General features: G+C 62.4%; 10 protein-coding genes. 3 read left to right on the forward strand and 7 right to left on the reverse strand.

All coding sequences use genetic code 11. The features are described 5' to 3' along the window. Window positions 1-1,329: 1,329 nt before the first annotated feature. Both J3U87_RS04330 and J3U87_RS04335 read right to left on the reverse strand, forming a co-directional pair. Window positions 1,330-2,301 carry a pyridoxamine 5'-phosphate oxidase family protein gene (locus tag J3U87_RS04330; protein WP_237381805.1) on the reverse strand — a complete coding sequence of 324 codons (972 nt, stop codon included), beginning with the start codon at window positions 2,299-2,301 and terminating at the stop codon, window positions 1,330-1,332. A 145-nt stretch (window positions 2,302-2,446) separates the two neighbouring features. Continuing rightward, a complete protein-coding gene (locus J3U87_RS04335; RefSeq protein ID WP_237381806.1) occupies window positions 2,447-3,052 on the reverse strand; it encodes a glutathione S-transferase family protein in 606 nt (201 codons plus the stop codon). A gap of 196 nt (window positions 3,053-3,248) precedes the next feature. On the opposite strand from J3U87_RS04335, the gene J3U87_RS04340 reads away from it, so the two are divergent. Next, a complete protein-coding gene (locus tag J3U87_RS04340) occupies window positions 3,249-3,824 on the forward strand; it encodes a TetR/AcrR family transcriptional regulator (protein ID WP_237381807.1) in 576 nt (191 codons plus the stop codon). Between the two features lie 612 nt (window positions 3,825-4,436). Here J3U87_RS04340 and J3U87_RS04345 read toward each other — a convergent pair. The 5 genes from J3U87_RS04345 to J3U87_RS04365 all read right to left on the reverse strand — a co-directional run bounded on the left by J3U87_RS04345 (window position 4,437) and on the right by J3U87_RS04365 (window position 13,557). Beyond that, window positions 4,437-7,385: a serine/threonine-protein kinase gene (locus J3U87_RS04345; protein ID WP_237381808.1), complete on the reverse strand. Its 2,949-nt coding sequence runs from the start codon at window positions 7,383-7,385 to the stop codon at window positions 4,437-4,439. A 220-nt stretch (window positions 7,386-7,605) separates the two neighbouring features. Continuing rightward, window positions 7,606-8,193 carry a sigma-70 family RNA polymerase sigma factor gene (locus tag J3U87_RS04350; RefSeq protein ID WP_237381809.1) on the reverse strand — a complete coding sequence of 196 codons (588 nt, stop codon included), beginning with the start codon at window positions 8,191-8,193 and terminating at the stop codon, window positions 7,606-7,608. Between the two features lie 118 nt (window positions 8,194-8,311). Then, window positions 8,312-10,084: a class I adenylate-forming enzyme family protein gene (locus tag J3U87_RS04355; protein ID WP_237381810.1), complete on the reverse strand. Its 1,773-nt coding sequence runs from the start codon at window positions 10,082-10,084 to the stop codon at window positions 8,312-8,314. A gap of 50 nt (window positions 10,085-10,134) precedes the next feature. After that, window positions 10,135-11,352 (reverse strand): ATP-grasp domain-containing protein, encoded by a 1,218-nt coding sequence (locus J3U87_RS04360; protein WP_237381811.1) that lies wholly within the window; start codon window positions 11,350-11,352, stop codon window positions 10,135-10,137. Between the two features lie 84 nt (window positions 11,353-11,436). Then, entirely contained in the window at window positions 11,437-13,557 is a 2,121-nt protein-coding gene (locus J3U87_RS04365; protein WP_237381812.1) for a S9 family peptidase, read from the reverse strand. A 631-nt stretch (window positions 13,558-14,188) separates the two neighbouring features. On the opposite strand from J3U87_RS04365, the gene J3U87_RS04370 reads away from it, so the two are divergent. Together J3U87_RS04370 and J3U87_RS04375 are read left to right on the forward strand one after the other, a co-directional pair. Continuing rightward, on the forward strand, window positions 14,189-16,447 hold the full coding sequence (locus J3U87_RS04370; RefSeq protein ID WP_237381813.1) for an FdhF/YdeP family oxidoreductase: 2,259 nt from the start codon (window positions 14,189-14,191) through the stop codon (window positions 16,445-16,447). A 288-nt stretch (window positions 16,448-16,735) separates the two neighbouring features. After that, on the forward strand, window positions 16,736-22,588 hold the full coding sequence (locus J3U87_RS04375; protein ID WP_237381814.1) for a trifunctional serine/threonine-protein kinase/ATP-binding protein/sensor histidine kinase: 5,853 nt from the start codon (window positions 16,736-16,738) through the stop codon (window positions 22,586-22,588). The last annotated feature ends 221 nt before the right edge of the window (window positions 22,589-22,809 follow it).

Below are 22,809 nucleotides of genomic sequence, written 5' to 3' on the forward strand. Positions count from 1 at the left end.
AAATCTTGATCAGGAAGGCAGAAATGATGGAAACCAGGAAAAGCGGGGCCATGATGTGACACCAAATGCGGATCCATTCCAGGTTTCCGATGTTCCTGGGTTCCCGCTAAATTTTTCGGATGAACGACCCATGGCCCTTCGCGAGAAACCAGGTGGTCTGTTTCTTTCTCGAAATCGAGCTGGGTATGCCCGCTGGTTCGCGGCTCTTATGTGACACACTCTGTAAGGTTCAAAGATAAAGATCAAAACCTAAAACGACGGATGTGCTCGGAGTTCGTCGAAAAATGTCGGCCCGGCGCCCTAGGCGGGTACGGCCGGTATGGCCCGGCACCTACTGCCACGACGCCCCTCTCACAAATTCGGGAACTCCCAAGCGTTTCGCTTCGATTGGTTAGCCACCTGAACCCTGGTCCCCGGCCGGGACGATGACTTAGTGATAAAAAATAGATATAACAAACTTAATATCAGTAGTTTACGTTGAGAGATGCTCATTCGACTAGATTGTCGGGGATCAATTCTTTATATGGAGAGTCATCGACCAACGTCAGGACCGACACACCACAAAATTGAAAAATCGGATTCCGGATGGCGGGTAGTCCATGGGCTTTGACTGCCGAAAAACCTCATACCGGTGACGAGGTGCTCTCTCGGGATGGGAGTACATGACGCGCAAAAAATCTCCGCGAACTCCGTGCCCTCAGTGGTGAAAGAACAGCACAACACTCGAACTATCAGTCAGTTAACTAAAAAAACCTCCACAAAACTCCCAAAAACAAAAAAAGGGGAACGACCCATGACGTTCCCCAAGAAGTCCGCGAAGGGACCTCCGATTCACTGAATCAGAATCTTTCGCGTTTTGTGCTTATCTTTTCGAGACTTCTCTGTTTTGACTTCGAGTTAAGGATTTGCTGGAATTCGTGCGGCCGGAGCCACCGGGTTGACGGTTGGGCGGGTGCTCGTACCACCCGCAACCTTCCGCTCCATTTCACGATCGGACATGAAGGGAAGGCGATCATTCACATGTACGAGAGAGCATAATTTTCTAGGGGTGACCTGGTGATCGCTGTGCATGTTCAAAAGGCGTCGAAACGATGCCGTGCAAAGAAGTCGCGTCCTGGGAACGGAAAGGCACAGAAGCACGCGCCACCGTCGATATCCCTGCGTTGAAAGACGTTGCCCCAAGAGGGCTGTGGTTCGGAGGTGACGCGCGTTCGGTGTTTGCGCCGCTACAGCGATAACTACTTGACCAAGCGCCAAGAAATCGGGATCGGGATCAAAAAATATGAAGAAAATGTCATGTTTGTTTTAAGTTGTTGAAAATAAAATGGTTCATCGCTTGGTGGGCTTTGGTTTCGGCGGCGCCCATCGAAGCGGTAACGCGTTCTCGATGCAGATTCCGCGTGTCAATTCGAAACGCAACATGCGCTCGGCGCCCGCTGGAAATCCCGTTCCCCCTTGGTCCCATTCGATGCTCGAAGTGCCCGTCAGCATCAGGATCCGACCGCTGCTGAAGTCCACGAACAGGTATCCACTCTTCGGATTGCAGACGAGGTTGCCCAGGGTATTGAAATGCTGGTTGCCGCGGTAATCGGGATAGTGGAAGGCGCCATCACCGGCGAGCGTGACGAAGCCGGGATCGCCGCCGCGATGGGAAACATCCACGCCATATGCCGACCGATCAATCGTTAGGGTATCGCTCGCGTGAAGGTTCGGCGCCTCGTGCGCGCTTGCGATGAAAAAGGTGTCGGCTTCGCTGATGAGCCGCTGTGCATCGCTGTCCAGGCGCTCGAAGTGGGAGATTTTCGGTGCGGTTTCCGGATCGAGCGGTTGAAAGATCGCCTCGCGGGGAACGATGAATTTAGGGCAGTTACCGAACGTTTGGTCTACTTGTACCCGAAATCCGGGCGCGGCACCATTTGCCGTCCGCTCGATTTTTCCGTTGAGCCGGTTGCGTCGGCGCGTGTGTGGTTCCAGTCCCAGCATTCCCACCGATGCCCCTGGCTTCAGATGCGTCGCCAGCGGATCTCCTGGCAGTGGTTGCGCCGACACCTGCAGGCGTGTCGCGTCGGGCGTTTGGGCGAATCCTGGCGGGCCGGCCACGATCGAGGCCCAGGGGTTCCCGGCCTGGTCCGTACTGCCGACGATCAGGAACGGGAGTTTGCTATAGAAGTCGCGGTGTTGATCGGGCATATAGGGCCGAATCATGCGGCGGCCGCGTTTCGCCAACTGCTCGTGAATGCCGTATCGCTCCTGAATGGCGCGTTCCCCTTCGTGAAAGGGGGTGCTCTCGGGTTCGGTCATGATGCCTCCTCGGCGCTGGTGGGTGAGATTCCCGTCGTGGTGGTCGGTTGGGTCGAGCCCTGGATTCGGCCGGATCTGGAAAAGCGGGAACGGATCTCTCGATCCGCTCCCGCCAATTTTGGTCAACATGCCTGTTTCGAAAGTTTTAGACTCTTGCCAAACCAGGCATGGGAATGAAGTTCCGCAAGTTCCCGAAGCGTTTCAGCCAGGCGCGGATGTGGCCGAAGGGTTCCAACGAAATCTCGCCGTCCCCGCTCAGGGCCACGTAGGGATAGATCGCCACGTCGGCGATCGTTGGTCGATTGCCCACCAACCAATCGCGCTCGGCCAGGTGTGCTTCGATGAGCGGCAGGATCTTGTCGGCCTGGGTGCGGGCCCGATCGTAGTCGAGGGGGAACCCGAAATGCTTGACCAGGCGCGCCGTGGCGGGGCCGTGGGCGATTTCGTTGGCCGAGGTCGAAAGCCATTCGTGAATATGGGCGCGTGTCAAGGGATCGCGAGGATACCAGTCCTCGGCTTCTTCCTTTTCCGCCAGGTAGATCAGGATCGCCTGGCTGTCATAGATGACCTGATCCCCGTCGCGCAGGACGGGGATCTCGCCTTTGGGATTGAGCTCCAGGAATTCGGGAAGACGGTGTTCGCCGGCCATGAGGTCGACGGTACGTCGTTGGTAGGGCAGGTCGAGAAAAGCGAGGAAGAGCCGGACCGAGTAGCAGTTACCGGAGAGTTCGAGATCAAAAAGGGTGTACATGATACCTCCGAAGGTAGGAAGGGGCGGCACCGCGGGAAGGGTGTCGCGATGAATTGCATTATACCGATCGTTCGGTTGAATGCACGCAAAGGTGCGAGTGATGAGCCGTATGTGTGATGAATGTCACTTGTTTCGGGTGTGACTTCGTGTGGATGGCTACCGATCGGTATAATGAAGTGACTTTCTGGAGGTCTCCATGCCCGCTCCCTTGCTCCCTCGCGACCAGGTTCTCGCCAAGATCATCGAAGAGTTCCGCCATTGGGGCTACGATGGGACCACCCTTTCCCGGCTCTCCCAGGCCACCGGCCTCGTCAAGGCCAGTCTTTACCACTACTTCCCCAAGGGAAAACCCGACATGGGGCGTGCGGTGTTGCGCGCGCTCGGCGATCAGATTGCGACCCTGGTGCTTCAGCCCTTGGCGGAGGAGGGAAGTCGCGAGGAAAAATTGGCGCGGATGAACGCGGGTTTGCTCGAGTTTTATGCGGAGGGCAGCGCCTCCTGCGCGCTCGAGATTTTCTCGTTGGGGACCGCCAAGGAGTTGTTCGGGGAGGAGGTGCGGCAGAAAATGATCGGTTTGCGCGATGCACTCGCCTTTTTCGTGGTCGAGTCCGGGGTCGACCTCGCCACGGCCCTGAAGCGTGCCGAGTACGGCGTGTCGTTGGTTCAGGGTTCCCTGATCATGGCGCGCGGGTTGGACGACCACCGCGTGTTCCAGCGCGCGGTCGAGGCCTTGCCCGGCTTGCTGTTCCCGGAGATTCCCGTAGCTCCGTGAGATGCGCCTGGTGTCGCGATTGCGCCACGATCGAAGCATGACCGCTCACAGTGCCCGCATTTCGAGAGATTCGGAGGGTCCGTAGGTTGAGCAGCTTGCTCGACCAATCGAAGCAACCTAAGTAACGACAATTGATTACGTTAATGAGCGTAGCACGCGATCTCGACCGTGACCTCCCATCGAAGTGATATTCTCCAAAGTTCCCGCATATCAAGAGGAGAAGCCGCGGCAGTGGATAGAGCAGGGCCGGGAAAGCCGCAAACCCGACCACTCTGAGTAACCCAAATGGCAACAATCAATTGCGTAACCTACATTGGCAAACAGCCATTCACAGGACATACCTCTCAATATCCGAGATACTTTGGGGCACAACGCTTCGGTGGTCACGTTGGGGGGAAGGTTTTCCGCTTCGCTCTTTTGTGTAACTGACGATTGCTATTTGAGTTGCTTCGATTGGTGGAGCAAGCTGCTCCACCTACAGGCTTTACGCATCTCTCGTGATGTGGGTGCTGTCGGCAATGGGACTTCGGTGAAGGGTACATGCCGGCCTGGGCGGCCCTGACCAACCCGCGACGGGAGCTCTCAACTGATGCGGTGACTTCGTGGAGATGATCAGTTGAGGGCGTCGCGTTGGGCCCTCAGCTCTGCCGCGCGTTCCTCGTTGCCGTGCTCCTCGTGGAAATGGAGCAGGCGCCGCAGTGCGTCGCGCGAATAGCGGTGGTCCGGTCCCATTTGGTTCCACAGACGTTCGTAGCTCAGTTCCAGCAGCTCCAGCGCCTCTTCGTCCTCGCCCAGGAACGAGAGCGTGTGGCCCAACGAGCCCCGCGTGACGCTGATCCGAAAGTGATCGTCGGGAAAATGCTTGAGGTACCTTTTTAATACCTCGCGGAACATGGATTCGGCGTTCGCGTAGTTGCCGCGATGATGCTCCACCGCCGCGAGGTTGTTGTGCAGGACCGCGGTGTTGATGTGCTCCGGTCCGAAAATGTTGCGGAAGCTGTCGTAGGCGCGCAGGTAGTGCTGGTGCGCGCCCTCCAGGTCGCCGACGTTGAGGAGCAGGGTCGCCAGGTTGTTGCGACTGATGGCGGTGTCGAAATGCTTCTCGCCCAGGCCGCGCAGGCGCAGGGCCAGCGACTGGTCGTAATAGTCGTAGGCCGAGGCCAGATCGCCCATGTCCTGGTAGAGCGCACCCAAGTTGTTCAAGGTCAGGGCGATATCGGGATGGTCCGGCTGCAGGATGTTGCGTTGAATGGCCAGGGCTCGGAGGTAGTGGTAGCGTGCCTGGCCCAGTTCGCCGCGTTCCTGCAGGAACACGCCCACATTGGAGGAGCACAGGGCCGTATCCAGGTGCGATTCGCCGAACACCGTCTCGTAAATGTGCAGTGCCTTCATCAGGTGTTCGTAGGCCGGTTCCATTTCGCCCATGTTCTGGAGGAGCACGGCGAGATCGTTGTGGCGCTCGGCGGTCGAGGGATGGCCGTCGCCCAGGGTCTCGATGCTCAACGTCAAGGACTTCTCGAATAAATGGCAGGCTTCGTCGAATTCGCTGATCGTTTGAAGGTATTGCCCCAAATCGTTCAGGCTCGTGAGCGTGTCCGGGTGGCGCGGGCCGAGCACCTGTTCCCGGATTTCCAAGGCGCGCCGGTAGTGGGGCCCTGCCTGGTCCAGGTCGCCCTGGTTGGCGGCCAGTTGACCCAGTTTTTCCAGGCTGGCGGCGATCTTTGGATGGTTTTGGCCGTAGAGTTCCGCGAACTGGGTGCGCGCCTGTTCCAACAGCGGCTTCGCCAGGTCCCAATCGCCGCGTTTGAAGAAGGCGCTCCCTGCCGTGAGCAGGACCTCGGCGCGGCGGTCCGGATGATCGACCGCCAGGGCCTCGCTTCGCGTCAAGACCCGTTGGACGCGTTCGACGGCCTTGTCGTATTCGCTGCGCAGGATGGCGAGGTGCACGAGCGAGGCCTCGATGTCCAACCGGAGGAGCTCGGCGTCGGGGGGCGCCAGGGCGGCGGCGCGGTTCAGGGCCGGTGCGGCTTGCTCGGAGAGGCCGAGATTCAGGTACACCTTGCCGATGGTGTGCATCAGCCGGGCCTTGACGGGTGCTTCGAGGCGCGGGTCGGCCTCGATCTGGTTGGCGCCGCGGTCGAGGATTTCCTTGGCCGTAATCGTTTCGCCCAGCGCCTGGGCCGGATCGGCGATCGCGAACATGTCGACCAGAAAGGAGACGGTGCGTTCGGCGGTCGCTTCTTCCGACTCGGCGCGCAGCCGTTCGCGTCGGGTGTTGAGGCCTTCCAGCCAGGTGGCGGTGCCGAAACTCAGCAGGGCGACGATGGCGCCGGTCGCGAGCCATTTGTGGCGTCCGATGAACTTACCGAAGGCATAGAACCGGGCCCCCTTGCGGGCCGCGATCGGGAAGCCGTTGAGGAAGGCGCGGATGTCCTCGGCCAAGGCGTCCACGTCGGCGTAACGTTGCTCCGGTTCCTTGCGCAGCGCCTTCATGACGATGGCGTCCAGGTCGCCGCTCAGGACGCGCTGCAACCGCTTGGGGGCGATGTCGCGGTTGCGGCAGATCTCCTCGAGCGTGAAGCCGGTGTTGGCTTCCTGTCCCGACTTGCGTCGCTGCAGCAGGGTACTGGGCCGGCGCGGGTCCTGATCGAGCACGGCCCGTTCCAAGTCGTGGCGGGCGTTGGTGGTGAAGCGGTAGGGGGAATGGCCGCAAAGCAGTTCGTAGAGAATGACGCCCAGCGAGTAGATGTCCGAGGCGACGGTGATGGGCAGGCCTCGGATCTGTTCGGGGCTGGCGTAGCGCGGGGTCATCAGGCGCAGATCGGTTTGGGTTTCGGCCAGGGCGACGGGAAACTCGGGGTCCAGCACCTTGGCGATGCCGAAATCGAGCAGCTTGGGTTCGCCCGCCGGCGTGACCAGGATATTGCCTGGCTTGAGGTCGCGGTGCACGATCAGGCGGCGGTGAGCGAAGCCGATCGCGTCACAAATCTTGAGGAACAGCATCAAGCGCATGTAGACGGAAGATTGCTCCTCATCGCAGAACTGGTCCAGGGGCAGGCCTTTCACGTATTCCATCGCGAAGAACGGGCGACCGTCCGGTGTATTGCCGCCCTCGAGGATTTGGGCGATGTGGGGATGGTTCATGCCGGCCAGGATTTGTCGCTCGCTCAGGAAGCGCTGTTCGAAATCGACCTTGCCTGGCGTGGAGTGCAACACCTTGAGGGCGACGAGGCGTTGGATCGGCTCCACTTGCTGGGCCAGGTAGACCGTGCCCATGCCACCCTGACCGATCTCGCGCATGATGCGGTAGGGACCCAGCTCTTGACCGCGTTCCAGTCGAAGCTCGCGCAGGAGTTGATTCTCGGCCTGGGCCAGGGCTCGCTCCGGCAGGCCGATCGCCGTTTCCGAAACCATGGCCTCCAGTTCGAGCAGCATGTCGGTATCCAGTTCGGGGTGGTTTCGCAGGAAATCGGCGCGGGTTTCCGGGGGCTTCGTCAGCGCTTCGTCGAGCAGCCGAAGGATCTTGCGTTCGCGCTCCAGATCGTCGGTGGTGTCGGTCATGGTGGTGGCCTCGAGATCGAGATATAGGTGTTTTTCAGGGAGCGAATCAGCCGTTTTTAGGATAACTCTATAATATTCAGGGTACTGTGTAGAAATTTAAAAAGAGTGGTGTGAACCACGGATCTCGATGGTCCGACCCGGTGTGCCGCGAAGACACCGGTTCATCTGCGGCGAATGGGTGTCGAATCCCTCCCGTGTCGTATGTTCGCATTCGATGGATTCAGCAGGTGCCGACCTTGGCTTGTGAGAGTCGGTGCCCGACCCAGGCTCGCGCGGAGCGCAGTTCCCGTTTGGCGGTGGCCGTGGAAATCGAGAGTTGCTCGGCGATTTCCTCGACGGTCATGCCGCCGAAGTAGAAGAGTTCCAGGGCCGCATTCTTGCGCGGATCGACCCGTTTCAGGCGCTGCAGGACCTCGTCGAGCGCCAGGACCAGTTCCGGTCGTTCGTTGGCGTCGGCGTGATCGAAGGTGTCGACGATGGGGACGGGGCTCTGGTTGCCACCGCGTTTCTGCCGGCCGCGGGCGCGGGCGTGTTCCACCAGGATGCGGCGCATGACCTTGGCGGCGAAGGCGAAGAAGTGGCGACGGGAGGGGAAGGAGAGGTTGTTGTCGCCGAGAAGGCGCAGGTAGACCTCGTGGATGAGGGCGGTGGGTTGAAGGGTCAGGGCGCCGTTTTCGCGGCTGAGGTATTGTTTGGCGGTTTTGCGCAATTCGGCGTAGACCAGCGGAAACAGGTTGTTGAAGGAATCCTGTTGCCCTTGCGACCAGTTGCGCAGCAGTTCGGTGATGGTGCCGGCGTCGTTGTTCATGGTCGGGGGCCTCCTCCGCGTCGCGGCCGGGCGAGAGCGAATGAATCGCCCGGATGTCCAGAGCCTAGCGAGCAAACGTGACGGGCACAACCGAAAATCCATGACCAAGGACGAACCTTCACCCCTTGCGTGTCTCGCCTTCGGAAACCTCCAGCCAGGCCTCCACCGCCTCCATCAACGCCGGAACCTGGACCGCGCCCTTGAAATTCCGCGGGATGGGTCCGAACCGGACCAAACTCGGCAATGCGCCTTTACTCACCTTGCCGCGCATGGCCCCCGGCAACGCTTCCGCCATCTCCCGCTGCCGTGATCTGGCCCGCTCGCCGTGCAGCGACAGGGTCGCGATGCAATCGTCCTCGTGCTCGCTGTGGAGCCGCTTGCCCACCACCGCCACCTCGAACTCGCTCTCGGCCAAACCGAAACGATCCCCGATGAACGCCTCCAGCTCGGCGTTGATCTGGTCGTAGGCGTAGTTGGCCCCGCCGCGGATCAACATGGTCGACTCGCGGCTCATCCAGAAGAAATCCCGTTCGCCGTCCTCCGGGTGGATCAGGTAATATCCGATGTCCTTGAACCCGCTGTACCACCCCGATCGAAGCACCGCATCCGTCGCCTCCGGTTGAGCCAGGTACCCCGCCATGACGTTGCCGCCGCTACAGACCAGGTAGCCAGGACGGCCCGGTTTGCAATCTACCCAGTGGTCGGGGTTGCCGTCGCCCAACGACTTGACCACCCGCACCCGGGTGTGGCCCTCGTGGGGCCGGCCGATGTAATACCCCACCCGGCGACCGTTGTCGAAGTGCCAGCCGCGCTCGAACAGCGCGATCACCTGTGCTCGGTCCAACCGATAGGGAATGCCCATCACCTGCAAACAGGTCTCCGTGGAGCCGAACCGCACCAGCGGCGGCTTGCCGGCGTAGTCCAGCATGCGCTTGATGGTCGTGGGCCCCACCGGCGCCGAGCCCAACAGAAAGTCGATGCGGGCCATGCCGGCGCGCAGGTGGGTCGCCGATACGGGCAGCTTCTCCGTGGCGTCCAACTCGGCCAAGAAATCGAAATGGCGCGAGACCATCGGCGCCACGATGCGACCCGGGCGCAGGCCGACCCGGGCCATCACCCGCCAAAAATCCGTGGTGTAGCGCTCGATCAGGTGAATCTCGCCGTCGTCCCGTCGCAGGCACCAATCGGTCATGGCCGAGGCGTTGGCGTGGTGCATCGGGTTGACGACCAGGGCGGCCAAACCGGTGCCGGGCGGGATTTCCAGGAACTGATCGAAGGTGGCCGCGTTGGTTCGGTAGTTGGCGTGGGTCAGCACCGCGCCCTTGGGATGTCCCGTCGTGCCCGAGGTGAAAATGACCAACCGCGCCCCGTCGGGATCGCGCGCCGGCGTCCACGCCGATTCGGACAGGGGTTCGTGGTCCGCGACACTACCCGCGTCCAGGCAGGGCAGTTCGGGTCGGTGTTGGCGCAGCGCGGCCAAGGCCGTCTCGTCGAAATCCCGTTGGTGGATCACCAGGCCCACCTCGGCCAAGTCGGCCTTGAAACAAAGGCGTTCGACCGTGTCTGCCTGCCAATTGACCGTGACCGGCACCGTGTCGACCAGCAGGGCGGCCAATCGGTAGACCAGATCCAGGTAATGGTTGTTGCCGAAGGCGTGCAATTGGCGATCGCCCGCCTTCAGGCCGTGGGCCCGCAAGGCGGTGGCCCCACGGCAGGCCAGCTCCCAAATGGTGCCGGCGGTATAGGTACGACACTGCAGCTTCTTGAAGGGATCGATTCGGTAACTGAACACGAGCGGGCGGTCGGGATTGGCGAAGGCCGCGCGGTACGCGGCCAGGGCGTTGAATCCGTCGCGCGATGGGGCGTCGGAAGGCGCTGGTGGGGAGGTCATGGGGGTTTCCTCTTCGATGAACGGAGGCCCCGCGGGCGCTCCGGACTCGGTCATTCCGCGTAGAGTTGGAGCGTCTCGCCGATGTCGTCGGCGATGGCGCAGGTCGTCTGCAGGTCGGGATGGCGCACGATCAGATAGCCGTCGGAAATCAGGGTGGCCTTCCAGTCGCGTCGCGGTGCGCCGATGGGCGAGAGGTTGTTGCACACGATGGTCTCGCCGTAGCGCCGCTCGACCCGCTCCAGACCCTCGATGCGGCTGATCCGCCCCTGGCCGCGAGCACGCTTGAAGATGACCGCGGCGTTGTAGCGCCGCTTGATCGGCTGGCTGATGCGTCCGTGGATCAGGGCTTCCGCCCAACCGTCGAACACGTCGATGTCGCAGCCGTAATTCATCAGCTCCACCGAGCGCCCTCCCGGGGGACGTGCCGCGATTTCGCCGAAGACGGCTTCACCGTCCGGTTTGAGAAACCATTCCATGTGGGTGAATCCGGTTTGGAAATCGAAGGCCCGCAGGACTTGCATCCCCAGTTCGTAACCGCGTTGCAGTTCGGGCGTGTCCAGGTCGCGCAACGTCACCGTTTGCGGGCTGATCCACTCTTGGGTGCGTGCGATGAGCGGATTGGGCCGGTACCAGGCGATGTTGTAGTAGAGCACCTCGCCGCCGGCGCAGATGGTGTCGAACGTGTACTCGCGACCCTCGATGAATTCCTCGACCGAGACCTCTGCTACGTTGCGAAGGCGAGGCAAGAGCCGTGAAAGCTCTTCCGCGTCGTCGACGCGGTAGGTATGGGCCGAACCCGCGCCGGCGATCGGCTTGACGATGATCGGGAAACCGATTCGCTGCGCCGCCTCGGCCACCTGGCGGGCGGTCGTGGTGGCCTCGTGGCGCGGCGTGCGGACGCCGGCGCGATCGAGCGTGCGTTTCATGGCCTCCTTGTCGCGGAAGAGCTGGGTTTGGGCGCGGTCGAGACCGGGCAGCGCGAAGCGTTCGCGCAGCGATGCGGCCAGCGACATGCCTGGCTCCCAAAGGCAGACGATGCGGTCGAGCTTCACCGGCAGGCGCCAGGCCCGCAGCGCTTCGTAGGCCGCCGTTTCGTCCCAGATCGAAGGAAGGTGGAGATAGTGATCCAGGCCTTCTTGCGCCACTTCCGGCAGGTGCGATTCCGGATGGTCGCCCACGCCAAGGACGCGCGCACCTTGCCGGGCCAAGGCGCGCACGAAGTAGGGAATCTCGGCGGGGAACCCGGGCTGAATCACGAGCACGTTCACGTCATGTCCTCCGCGGTGCCGTCACCTGTCCGTCAATGATGGGTGTACTGCGTGGGCTCTGCACCCGCGCCGTGCCGGTTCGGTTCATTTGGATCGGCTCGGCACGCGGTGCTTGATGTGCGACAGCTCGAGAATGGTGAGCAGAAACGCCGTCTCTCTCGCGATGTCCTTGAACCGTTGGAACCGCCCGGACGAACCGCCGTGGCCGGCGTCCATGTTCGTGTGCAGCAGCAACATGTTCATGTCGGTCTTGTTGGCGCGCAGCTTGGCGACCCATTTGGCCGGTTCCCAATATTGGACTTGGGAATCGTGCAGGCCGGTGGTCACCAACATGTGCGGGTACTCCTGGTGTTTGACCTGATCGTAGGGCGAGTAGGAGAGAATGTAGTCGTGGCAGGCTTTCTTGCGCGGGTCACCCCACTCGTCGTATTCGATGGTGGTCAGCGGAATCGTTTCGTCCTGCATGGTGGTCAGGCAGTCGACGAACGGCACGATCGCCAGGATGCCGCGATAGAGATCGGGTCGCTTGTTGGCGATGACGCCCATCAGCATGCCGCCGGCCGAACCACCACGGGCGAAGAGCCGGTCGGGGCGGGTGTAGTGGTGGGCGATCAGGTAGGCCGAGCAGGCGATGAAGTCGTCGAAGGTGTTCCACTTGCGGTCCAGCTTGCCGGCCTCGTACCAGGCCCGACCCAGCTCCGAGCCGCCGCGCACGTGGGCGATGGCGAAGATGAAGCCGCGATCCAGCAGGCTGAGCCGGCTGGAGGAGAAATGGGGATCACAGCTAATGCCGTAGGATCCGTAAGCGTATTGCAGCAGGGGGCTGGAGCCGTCGCGCGGGGTCTCCTTGTGGTACACGATCGAAATCGGGACTTCCGTGCCGTCCTGGGTCTTGGCCCAAACCCGCTCGCTGCGGTAATTTGCGGGATCGAAATCACCCACGATCGGTTCGCGCTTGAGCAGGGTGCGCTCGCGCGTGTCCATGTCGTAGTCGTAGATCGACAGGGGCGTCGTCAGCGAATCGTAGTTGAAGCGCAACACCTTGGTATTGAGGTCGGGGTTGAAATCGAGATGAACCAGGTAGACCGGTTCCTCGAAGGCGATGCAGTGTTCGGCACCGTCGTCCTGGCGAATGATGCGGATGCGCGGCAGGGCGCGCTCCCATTCCAGGATCACCAGGTGATTGGCGAACCCGTGAATGTTGTCCAGGTAGACGTTCTCGTTGTGCCCGATCACCACTTGCCAGTGGTCGCGGCCGGGCTGGTCCAGCGCGGTCCGCATCACCTGGAAGTTGGGTGCCTCGTAGTTGCTCAGCAGGAAAAAGGCGTCGCCCAGGTGAAACGGATAGTAGCGGTGATCCCATTCGCGCGGCTGGATGACGCGGAAGTCCGCCTCGGGACGGTCGGCCTCGACGAAGCGGTACTCGTTGGACATGGTGCTGGAGGAGCCGACGAAGATGAACCGCTTCGAAGTGGAGCGATAGACGTGCACGTTGAAGGCGCTGTCCTGTTCGTGGAAGATCAAACGATCTTCGGACTGGGCCTGGCCGAGCACGTGGTGGTAGACCCGATCGCAACGCAGCGTATCCGCATCCTTGTGCACGTAGAAAAACGACTGGCCGTCGGCTGCCCAGGCGATGTCGCCACCGGCGCCTTCGATGCGGTCCTCGAAGGTCTTTCCGGTGGTCAGGTCCAGCACGCGGATCTCGAAGAGGCGGCGCCCGACGATGTCCTGCGCGTAGGCCAGGCGGCTGTGATCGGCCGAGATGCTGCGACCGCCGATGCTGAAGAACGAGCAGCCCTCCGCCAGTTTGTTTTCGTCGAGCAGGAGTTCTTCGTCGGCTTCCATCGAGCCGCTGCGACGGCAGAACAACCCGTATTCCCGACCCTTTTCGTAGCGCGTGTAATAGTAGTGGTCATCGATCCGATAGGGCACCGAACTGTCGTCTTTCTTGATGCGGGCGATCATCTCGTCGTAGAGCGAATCGCAAAGCTGTGGTTCGAGATGGGCGTCGGTGAAGGCGTTCTCGGCTCGCAGATAGTGGCGCACATCGGGTTCTTCCCGCTGCTTCAACCAATAATACGGATCCTTGCGGCTGACGCCGTGGGCCTCGTGGACCTTGGGTATCTGTTTGGCGAAAGGCGGCATGCGAATCGTTGACAGCATCGGTTCCTGAGGGGCGTTGTTCTGCTTGGCGTCGGTCATCGTGGAACATCCTACTCATAGAGGTGGGCGGCGAGGCCGAAGCCGTTCCGAGGCGCCTCGCGGGGAGCCGACGGGGCGTGGAATGGCGGGCCCGCCTGGTGGCGTGGCGGTGGTCCAAAACGGAAGATCGAGCGTGCCTCCATTGGTACACATCATCAATAGGTGCCGGTTAGGGCATCCTATGACGTGACCGCCACGCTGTCAATCGCCCACGACGATGGAATGGCCAATTCCTTTTTCGAACCCGTGCGCAAGCGCCGCCTGGTGGGGGGGAGGTGGCACCCCCCGGCCGATCCGTTCGGCACGGTGCCTTCTACGATAGGGTGAAAAGAATCTAACGGTTTGTAATAAATGGAGTTGTTGGTGCTGGGCTCGAGGCTGGCGGGAAGGTGCGCCTCCAACCGGAGCCCCTGATGTGCCGAGCGGCCGCCGATTCTGAGCGCCTGGCCCTTTTTGTCGGATCGGTCCGGATCCGGAGGCGCGGCGGTGCCCCTCGGGAGACCCCGAAAATTCTACTGGCGGACTTCCGGCTCGCGGTACTAGACTGGGGGCAACGATCTGATTTCAAGTGCGTTCGTTCCGAGTCTCGCGGAGGTGACGCACGTTGCACAGGTTCCAGGGGGGAATCCGCATGACCGGTAAAGAATCGGTACGTCCGCCGGCCAAGGCCGCGGGTGGTTTTGGCGCGCTGCTTTCCAGCTTTCATCAGCTACGGGTACACGGGGTGGTTTCCGATTGGGCCTCCTTCCTGAAGGCCAATCGCCCGGATGGGTTCGATTGCCCCGGCTGCGCCTGGCCCGAGCCGAAAGAGGCCTCGCGCATGGAGTTCTGTGAAAACGGCGTCAAGGCCATCGCCCACGAGATCACCAGTCACCGGGTCGATCGCGCTTTTTTCGAACGCCACACGGTCGGCGAACTCGCCCAAAGGGATCACTATTGGCTGGAACGGCAGGGACGCTTGACCGAACCGATGCGCTACAACGCCGAGACCGATCGCTACGAGCCCATCGCCTGGGCCGACGCCTTCCAGTTGGTGGGCGATCGCCTGCGCGCCTTGGAGCATCCCGATCGGGCCGTGTTCTACACCTCCGGACGCACCAGCAACGAGGCCGCCTTTCTCTATCAGTTGTTCGGTCGCCTGCTGGGCACCAACAATTTTCCGGACTGTTCCAACATGTGCCACGAATCCTCGGGCGTGGCGCTCGGCGAAGCGATCGGGATCGGCAAGGGCACGGTCACGATCGAGGATTTCGAGAAAGCCGATGCGATTTTCATCTTCGGACAGAACCCGGGCACCAATCACCCGCGCATGCTGGCCGAACTGCAGAAAGCCGCGCAACGGGGCTGCACCATCGTCAGTTTCAACCCTCTGAAGGAGCCGGGGCTGCAGCGATTCACCCATCCCAAACACCCCGTCGCCACCTTGGTGGGCTCCAGCACGCCCATCAGTTCCCACTACTACCAACCGCTGGTCGGCGGGGATCTCGCCGCCGTCAAGGGCATGATCAAGGTGGTTTTGGAACGCGAGGCCGCCGCCCCGGGCACGGTTTTGGACCAGGCCTTCATCGAGACCCACACGCGAGGGTTCGAGGCCGTGCGCGCCGACGCCATGGCGACCGCCTGGGAAGACATCGAGGCCAACAGCGGCTTGACCCGTGCCCAAGTGACCGAGGCCGCCGAGCTCTACCTGGCCGCCGATCGGGTCATCGCCTGTTGGGCCATGGGCCTGACCCAGCAGAAACAGGCGGTGGGCAGCATTCAAACCTTGGTGAACCTGTTGCTGTTGCGCGGAAATATGGGCAAACCGGGTGCGGGTGCCTGCCCCGTGAGAGGCCACAGCAACGTCCAGGGTGACCGCACCGTGGGCATCGTCGAAAAGCCAAAACCGGAATTCCTCGATGCGCTGGGTCGCGTCTTCGACTTCGATCCACCACGCGAGCACGGTCTCAATACGGTGGAAGCGATCAAGGCCATGGACGAGGGGCGCGTGGACGTCCTGTTCTGTATGGGCGGCAATTTCGCGGCCGCCACGCCCGACACCGAATTGACCGAAGCCGCGATCAAACGACTGGACCTCACCGTGCACGTCAGTACCAAGCTCAATCGCAGCCACGTGGTGACCGGCAAGGACGCCCTGATCCTGCCCTGCCTGGGTCGTACCGAGCGGGACGAACAAGCCGAAGGCCCGCAAGTGGTGACCGTGGAGGACTCGATGAGCATGGTGCACGCCTCGCGCGGCCATCGGCGACCGGCAGGGGCGATGCTGCTCTCGGAACCGGCGATCGTCGCCGGGGTGGCCAAGGCGAGCCTGACCCACGAGGGGATCGATTGGGATGCCCTGGTCGCGGATTACGATCGCATTCGCGCGAAGATCGCCGAGGTGTTGCCGATGTTCGCGGACTACAACCGCAAGATTCGCGAGCCCGGCGGGTTCTATCTGGGCAACAGCGCCCGCGACCGAGTGTGGCGGACCCAAGGCGGCCAGGCGCGGTTCAGTGTCCATCCCCTACCGGAAAACCATTTGGAACCCAACCAGTTGCGCTTGATGACCGTGCGCAGCCACGACCAATTCAATACCACCATCTACGGCTTGGACGACCGCTATCGCGGCATCAAGGGCAAGCGCATGGTGGTCTTCCTCAACGGCGAGGACATGGCCGACCGGGCCCTGGAAGCGGGGATGCGGGTCGACTTGATCAGCCAGGGGGCTGATGGCCGGAAACGCAAGGCGGAAGGCTTCGAGGTGGTGCCCTACGAACTCCCCAGAGGTTGTGCCGCGGCCTATTTTCCCGAAACCAACGTCCTGGTGCCGATCGATAGTTACGCGTCTCGCAGTTTCACGCCGGCTTCCAAATTCATTCCGGTTTGGCTCGAGCGCTGTGACGTGTGATTTTTCATGATTGCCCTCGTCTGGTGAAACGGTTCGGTGTCCTGTTGGAAAACGGAGCTTTGGGAAAGTAGGCTCTTGATGAAAAAAAATTGCGTCCAGCAGTGAATGATCCGATATTTCTGGATGGACCTCTTAGGTAAATTCGATTTTTGGCGTATGATGTCACTATCCTCACCCTAAAGTCATCGAGCCGTCGATTTTTGGTCGATTTGGTGTCCGAGTCTCTCTGTCGTCGAGGCCGGGCCCATGTTCCCGCGCACGGCTTCCCGACGCTGAAATGGACGTTCTATGCACCAGATTCCGGGCTATCACATTGTGGAAACCCTTCACGAGAGCACGCGCCATTGGGTATTCCGGGCGCGTGCCGACAGCGATGGTCGATCCGTCATCCTCAAAACGCTCAAGTCCGGGGATCCCACGGTGGAAGAATTGGCCCAATTCCGACAGGAGATGAGCCTGATACGGGACCTCATCCAGAGCGGGGAGGTGGAGGGCATCGTTCCGGCCCTGGCACTGGTGACCGACGCCGAGCGACCGACCATCGTGTTGGAGGACGTCTCGGGTGTTTCTCTCGCCCATCGTTTGGGTGGTAAACCCTTGAGCATGGACGAGTTTTTGAGTATCGCGCTGCCCTTGACACGCACCTTGGGGCGATTGCACGAACGGGGCATCGTCCATCGCGACGTCAAGCCGGACAACATCGTGCTCGATGCCGACGAGCATCCGCTCTTGACCGATTTCGGCATCGCGGTCCTGCTCGAGAAGGGGGTGTCGCGATGGCCCGGCGAAGACTACCCGATCGGATCGCCGGCCTATCTCGCGCCCGAACAATCGGGTCGTTTGGATCGTGGTCCCGATCACCGCGGCGATCTCTACTCGCTGGGTGCCACCTTTTTCGAAATGCTGACCGGCGAGGCGCCCTTTTCCGGCGAAGACGAGATGGCGCTGATCCACGCCCACCTGGCGCGTCAACCCGGTGCACCCCATGTGGTCAACCCGGCCGTGGCACCGCTTCTTTCCGCGATCGTCCTGAAGCTGTTGGCGAAAAACCCGGATGAACGCTATCAGCACGCCCTCGGGCTGGCGGCCGATCTCGAACGGTGTCGCGAGCAGTTGGATGCCACCGGAGAGATCGAGGCGTTCCCGCTCGGCGAGGCCGACCGGGCGCCGCGCTTCCTCGAATCCCACACGCTTTGGGGCCGAGATGCGGCTCTGGCCCGCATCGGCGAGGCCCTGGCTCGCGCCGGTCAGGGATCGGTCGAGGTGGTGGCGATTCACGGCGAGGAAGGGGTCGGCAAATCCGCGTTGATCCGCGCGCTCCGGCAATTGGGCGCCGAACGGCGGGCCCACGTGGCGGAAGCGGTGTGTCTTCCGGATATGAAAGGCATCCCTCACGGCACGCTGGTCGCCGCGTTCGGGTCGCTGCTGCGCCAGATTGCGGCCGAGGACGATCAGCAGGTGGCGGCGTGGCGCGATCGCCTGCGCCTGGCGCTCGGCGACGCCCTGCTTCAACTCGGTGCCGTGATCCCCGAATTGCGCTACATCCTCGATGGCGAGCCCAGCGGCGAGCGCGTGCCGGCGCCTCGAGCGCCCGGACAGACCCACCTGCTGTTGGAAGGTCTGGTCCTGGGCCTGCGCAACAAACAGCACCCGCTGATCCTGGTGCTCGACGACCTCCAGTGGATCGACACGGCGAGCCTCGCGTTTTTGCAGAGCGTGGCGGTATCGGCGGGACAACACTATCTGATGCTGGTCCTGGTGTTTCGGGATGACGTGGTGCTGACGACGCCGCCGCTGATGGCCGCGCTCTCCACCCTGGCCGATCAAAGCCAGTGGACCGACGTCCTGCTGGAGGGCCTTTCCCAAGCGGACATCGCCCAACTGCTCGCCGCGCGAACGGGGCACAACCCCGCCGCCATGACCCCGCTGGCCGAAGCCCTTCGGATCAAGACCCGGGGAAACCCAGCCCACATCATGCACCTGCTCCAGCATTTGGAAGAAACGGACCTGTTGCGTCACGAACCGGGTGTCGGCTGGTCTTGGGATTTGGAGGGGATTCGCGCCCTGCCGATCCACGACCATTTGGCCGAATCGCTGGCCCGCGGGGTGGCCGCCCTGCCCGACGATACCCGCGAACTCCTGGAGCGCGCCGCCTGTATCGGGCCCCGTTTCAGTCTCGCCGAATTGGCCGATATCTGGGACGGGGAGCCCGCGGGCCTCTACGGCCAGTTGCGGCCGGCGATGCTCGCGGAGTTGATTCAACCGATCGAAGGCGGATTCGGATTTCACCATGCCCGTGTCCATCAGGCGGTATACGAAGGCATCGACGAGCAGACGCGGGCCCGCCACCACTACCGCATCGGATGTTATCTTCAGACGCGCGGCGAGGCCTCGTCCTCCCTGGAAAACCTGTTTGCGATCGTGCGCCAGTTGAACCGTGCGGTGACCTGTCTCGGCACGCGGCAGGAACGCATCGATTTGGCTTCCCTGGATTTGGAGGCGGGGCGCAAAGCCCGGGAATCGATGGCCCCGCGCGAGGCGGAAACCTATCTGGAAGCCGGGTTGGCGCTTCTGCCGCCCGAGGCGGGGGCGGCGGACGCCTTGTGGTACCCCCTCAACCTGGAGTTGTTGCACGCGGTGTTCGCGGCCGGCAACGCCCTCAAGGTTCGCGACCTCGCCGAAACGCTGCTGAGCCGGGTGGACGTGCCTTCCCGCCAGGCGGCGATCTACGAGGTGCTGATCGCCCAATGCACGCGCGAGCAGGATTACGAGCGAGCCCTCGTCCTTGCGGATACGGCCCTGCGCGTTCTCGAATGGTCCCTGCCCGCCGGACCGGGCGGCTTGAGCCTGGAGGTGGCCGAGGCGACCCGGACCCGCCTGGAAGACGCGCTGGCGGGCGAGCCCGCTCGACTCGAAAGCGGGCGCATCGCCTCGGTCTTGGCGATCCTGGCTGCCGCGGTCCCGGCCGCGATGTGCTGCGACATGCGCCGCTATCGGCTCTTGGTGCATGCCATGGTCGACCTCTCGCTGGAGCACGGCTTCAACGGGGATTCCGCCTTCGGAGCGGCGTTGTTCGCGGCCGTCTGGGGCCGGTTGACCGGCGAAGAGGGGAGCGGTCTCGCGCTCGGCGAACTGGCCCGAAATCTCGGCCAGCAGCGAGGCGACGCCAGGACCCGTTGCCGGATCGACGTGGTTCACGGCCTGATGAACATGCACTGGGGACGGCCCTTCGACGCCTGTCGCGAATTGTTGCTCACCGGGTTTCGCGCCGGGGTCGCCTGCGGTGAGTGGCTGTTCGCCTCGCTGGCCGCGGTGGGCCGGCTTCATCTCGCCTGGCATGACGGCGAGCACCTCGATGATTGGATTCGGGAGGCCCGTGCCCGCATGCCGTTTCTCACCGAAACGCGCTACGGCATGGCGCGCGATCTGGGGCACTACCTCGTACAGCGGGCGGCGTCCCTGCGCGCGAAAGAGGAGCAGGGGGACGGCGGCGGGTCCGAGCGATCCTTCGAGGAAAACGCCTTTTGGGGGCGCGTGTTTCAGGAAGGCAACGACATGTTGAGCGCCATGTGCCTGGTGTTTCGAATCAAGGGCGATTACCTGTTGGGTCACTATCGCCAGGCCCTGGAAAGCGCCGAGCGGGCCCGAGCCACCCAGGATTACCTACATCAAACCGTGGGGCTCTACAATCTCGAGCTGTACGCCGGATTGTCCATGGCGGCCCTGTACCCCGAGGCCGCGCCGCTGCTGCAGGAACGTTTTCGCAACCACATCCAGACCGGTCTGCGCAAGTTGGCGGCCTGGGCGCGCGCGGAACCGCACAATTTCGGTCCGGGCCACGCCCTGCTGGAAGCCGAGACCAAACGAATCAGTGCCGACCTGGCCGGGGCCATGCGGGCCTACCAGCGGGCCATCGACGGTGCACGTGGCTCGGGTTTTCGCCACATGCTTGCCATCGCCCACGAATGTGCCTTTCGGTTCTATCGCGAGCAGGGCCTGACCACGATTGCCGGCGCCATCGCCCACAAACCGGGCCGCTATTTCGAGCAGTGGGGCGCCCATCACAAGGTGACCCTGCTGCGACGCGAGTTCGAGCAGATCGATTTGGACGTCTCCCATCCCGATTCCGAGTCTCACCGATTGGGCCAAACGACGACGCGCCAGGAACTCGATTCCAGTGCCATCACCAAGGCGTCCCAAGCCCTGGCCGGCGAGATCGAGTTCGACCGGCTCCTGAAGAAGATGATGGACATCGTCATCGAGATCGCCGGTGCCAGCCGCGGCGTGCTGATCCTCGAACGCGAGGGTCGCTTCCTGGTCGAGGCCGTGGACGCGGCGGACGGAAGCCGAACCGAAGTCCTGAGCGCGATCCCGCTCGACGACTTCGGCGAGATTCCCTCGACGGTGGTCTACTACGTGTTGCGCACCCTGGATACCGTGGTGCTGGGCCGCACCACCGATCAATCGCGCTTCGCCCTGGATACCTATCTCGCCCGCGGAACGGTGCAGTCCGTGCTGTGCATGCCGATTCTCCATCAACACCACCTGATCGGGGTGCTGTACCTCGAGAACCAGTGGCTGAATGATGCCTTCACCCACCTCCACCTGGAGGTGTTGCGCGTGCTGACCAACCAGATCTCGATCAGTATCCAGAACGCGCGGTTGTTCGCCGAACTCAGCCGGGCCAAGCGCGAACTGGAGGGCCTGAATGCCGCGCTGTCGCGGCGGCTGGACGATCACTCGCGCAAGATCGAGGAGAAGAACAGCGAGCTGGATGCGCTGGAGACGATGATCAAATCCGTGCGTCGCGAAGCCGACTATTCCGAGGTGCTGCGCGTGCTGTTGGAGCAGGGGCTGCGGTTCTTCGAAAAGGCCGAGCGCGCCCTGTTCCTGGTGTTGGACAAGGACGAGGCCCACTACGCGATGGCGGCCTCGGTCGGATACGAGCCCGGTGCCTGGTCGGCGTTCGCGCTGCAGGAAGCGGCCCTGCACGACCTGTTCGGCGGCGGTGAGGAGTGCGAGGTGGGGACCTGGCTGCTGCGTCCCTTCGCCGAGGAACCGGCCTATGGCCCCTTCCTCGAACGGGGTTGGGCGGACCACCTTCCCAAGGCGGTGCTCTCGCTGGCGCTGTGCCCCGACGAGCGGGTCGAGGGCGTCCTGGTGTTCGAGAGCCGCGATGAAGCGGCCGCTTTCGATTCCACCGATGCCCGGCGATTGGCGCGGTTTCGCGACCACGCGATGGCGGCCTTCGTCAAGGCGGGACTGTGGGTCGAGGTGCGTCGGACGAGCAACGAATTGGTCAAGACCCAGAAGCAGCTCGCGGTCCAGGAGCGTCTGGCCTCACTGGGCACCCTGGCCGCCGGTATCGGCCACGAGATTCGCAACCCCTTGAATTTCATCAACAATTTCGCCTCCGTGTCCCAGGATCTGGCCGGCGAACTGGCCGCGATCCTCGAGCAGCAGCACGAATTCATCGCCGACCAGGCCTATCACGATGCCGATCTGTTGCTCGGCGACCTGGCCAACAACGCCCAGCTCATCCACCAACACGGCAAGCGCGCCAACGGCATCATCAATTCGATGATGTTGCTGTCGCGGGGCCAGTCCATGTGCCGCGAATCGATCGACGTCAACAGCCTGGTCGACGAGTACACCGAACTTTCCTACCACGGCATGCGCGTCCAGAATCACTCGGCCAACGTGGCCATCTCGCGGGCGTTCGACGAGGACGTGGGCCACATCTACGCGGTCGCCCAGGACTTGAGCCGGGTGTTGGTCAATCTGTTGAACAACGCCTTTTACGCGGTCATCCAGAAGCGCAGGGAAGGGCATGAAGCCTACCGGCCCGAAATCCAGGTGTCGACGCGGGCCATGTCGGAGTGGGTGGAGATTCGACTGCGCGACAACGGGACCGGCATCCCCCCGGAAATACTGGACAAGATCTTCAATCCCTTTTTCACCACCAAGCCGCCCGATCAGGGCACCGGATTGGGCTTGCCGATCTGCCGGGAGATCATCGAGAAGCTGCATCACGGCAAGATGCTGGTTACCAGCGAAGTGGGGCAATTCACCGAATTCGTGTTGCGCCTGCCCAAGGACAGCCGGGTGACCGGTCGCATGGCGGGAAGAGAAGGCCCGTAGCGGCGACGTGAGGCCTGTTGGAGAACGCATCCCCGCGCGGCGCCACCCGGGACCGAGAAAGGATCCGAGGTGTCCGCTCCGCCTTCGGGCCGGCGCTTCTTTCCAGTGATCTGGCTCGGTATTTTGAACTTTGATTTGGGGCCGATCACCGGATAAGTGTATTCTTGCGCCATCGCAGGGAAGCGCCGCCCCTTCGCACGGATCTTCAACACGTCATTCCC

Source organism: Sulfidibacter corallicola, assembly GCF_017498545.1.
GTDB classification, from domain to species: Bacteria; Acidobacteriota; Holophagae; order Acanthopleuribacterales; family Acanthopleuribacteraceae; genus Sulfidibacter; species Sulfidibacter corallicola.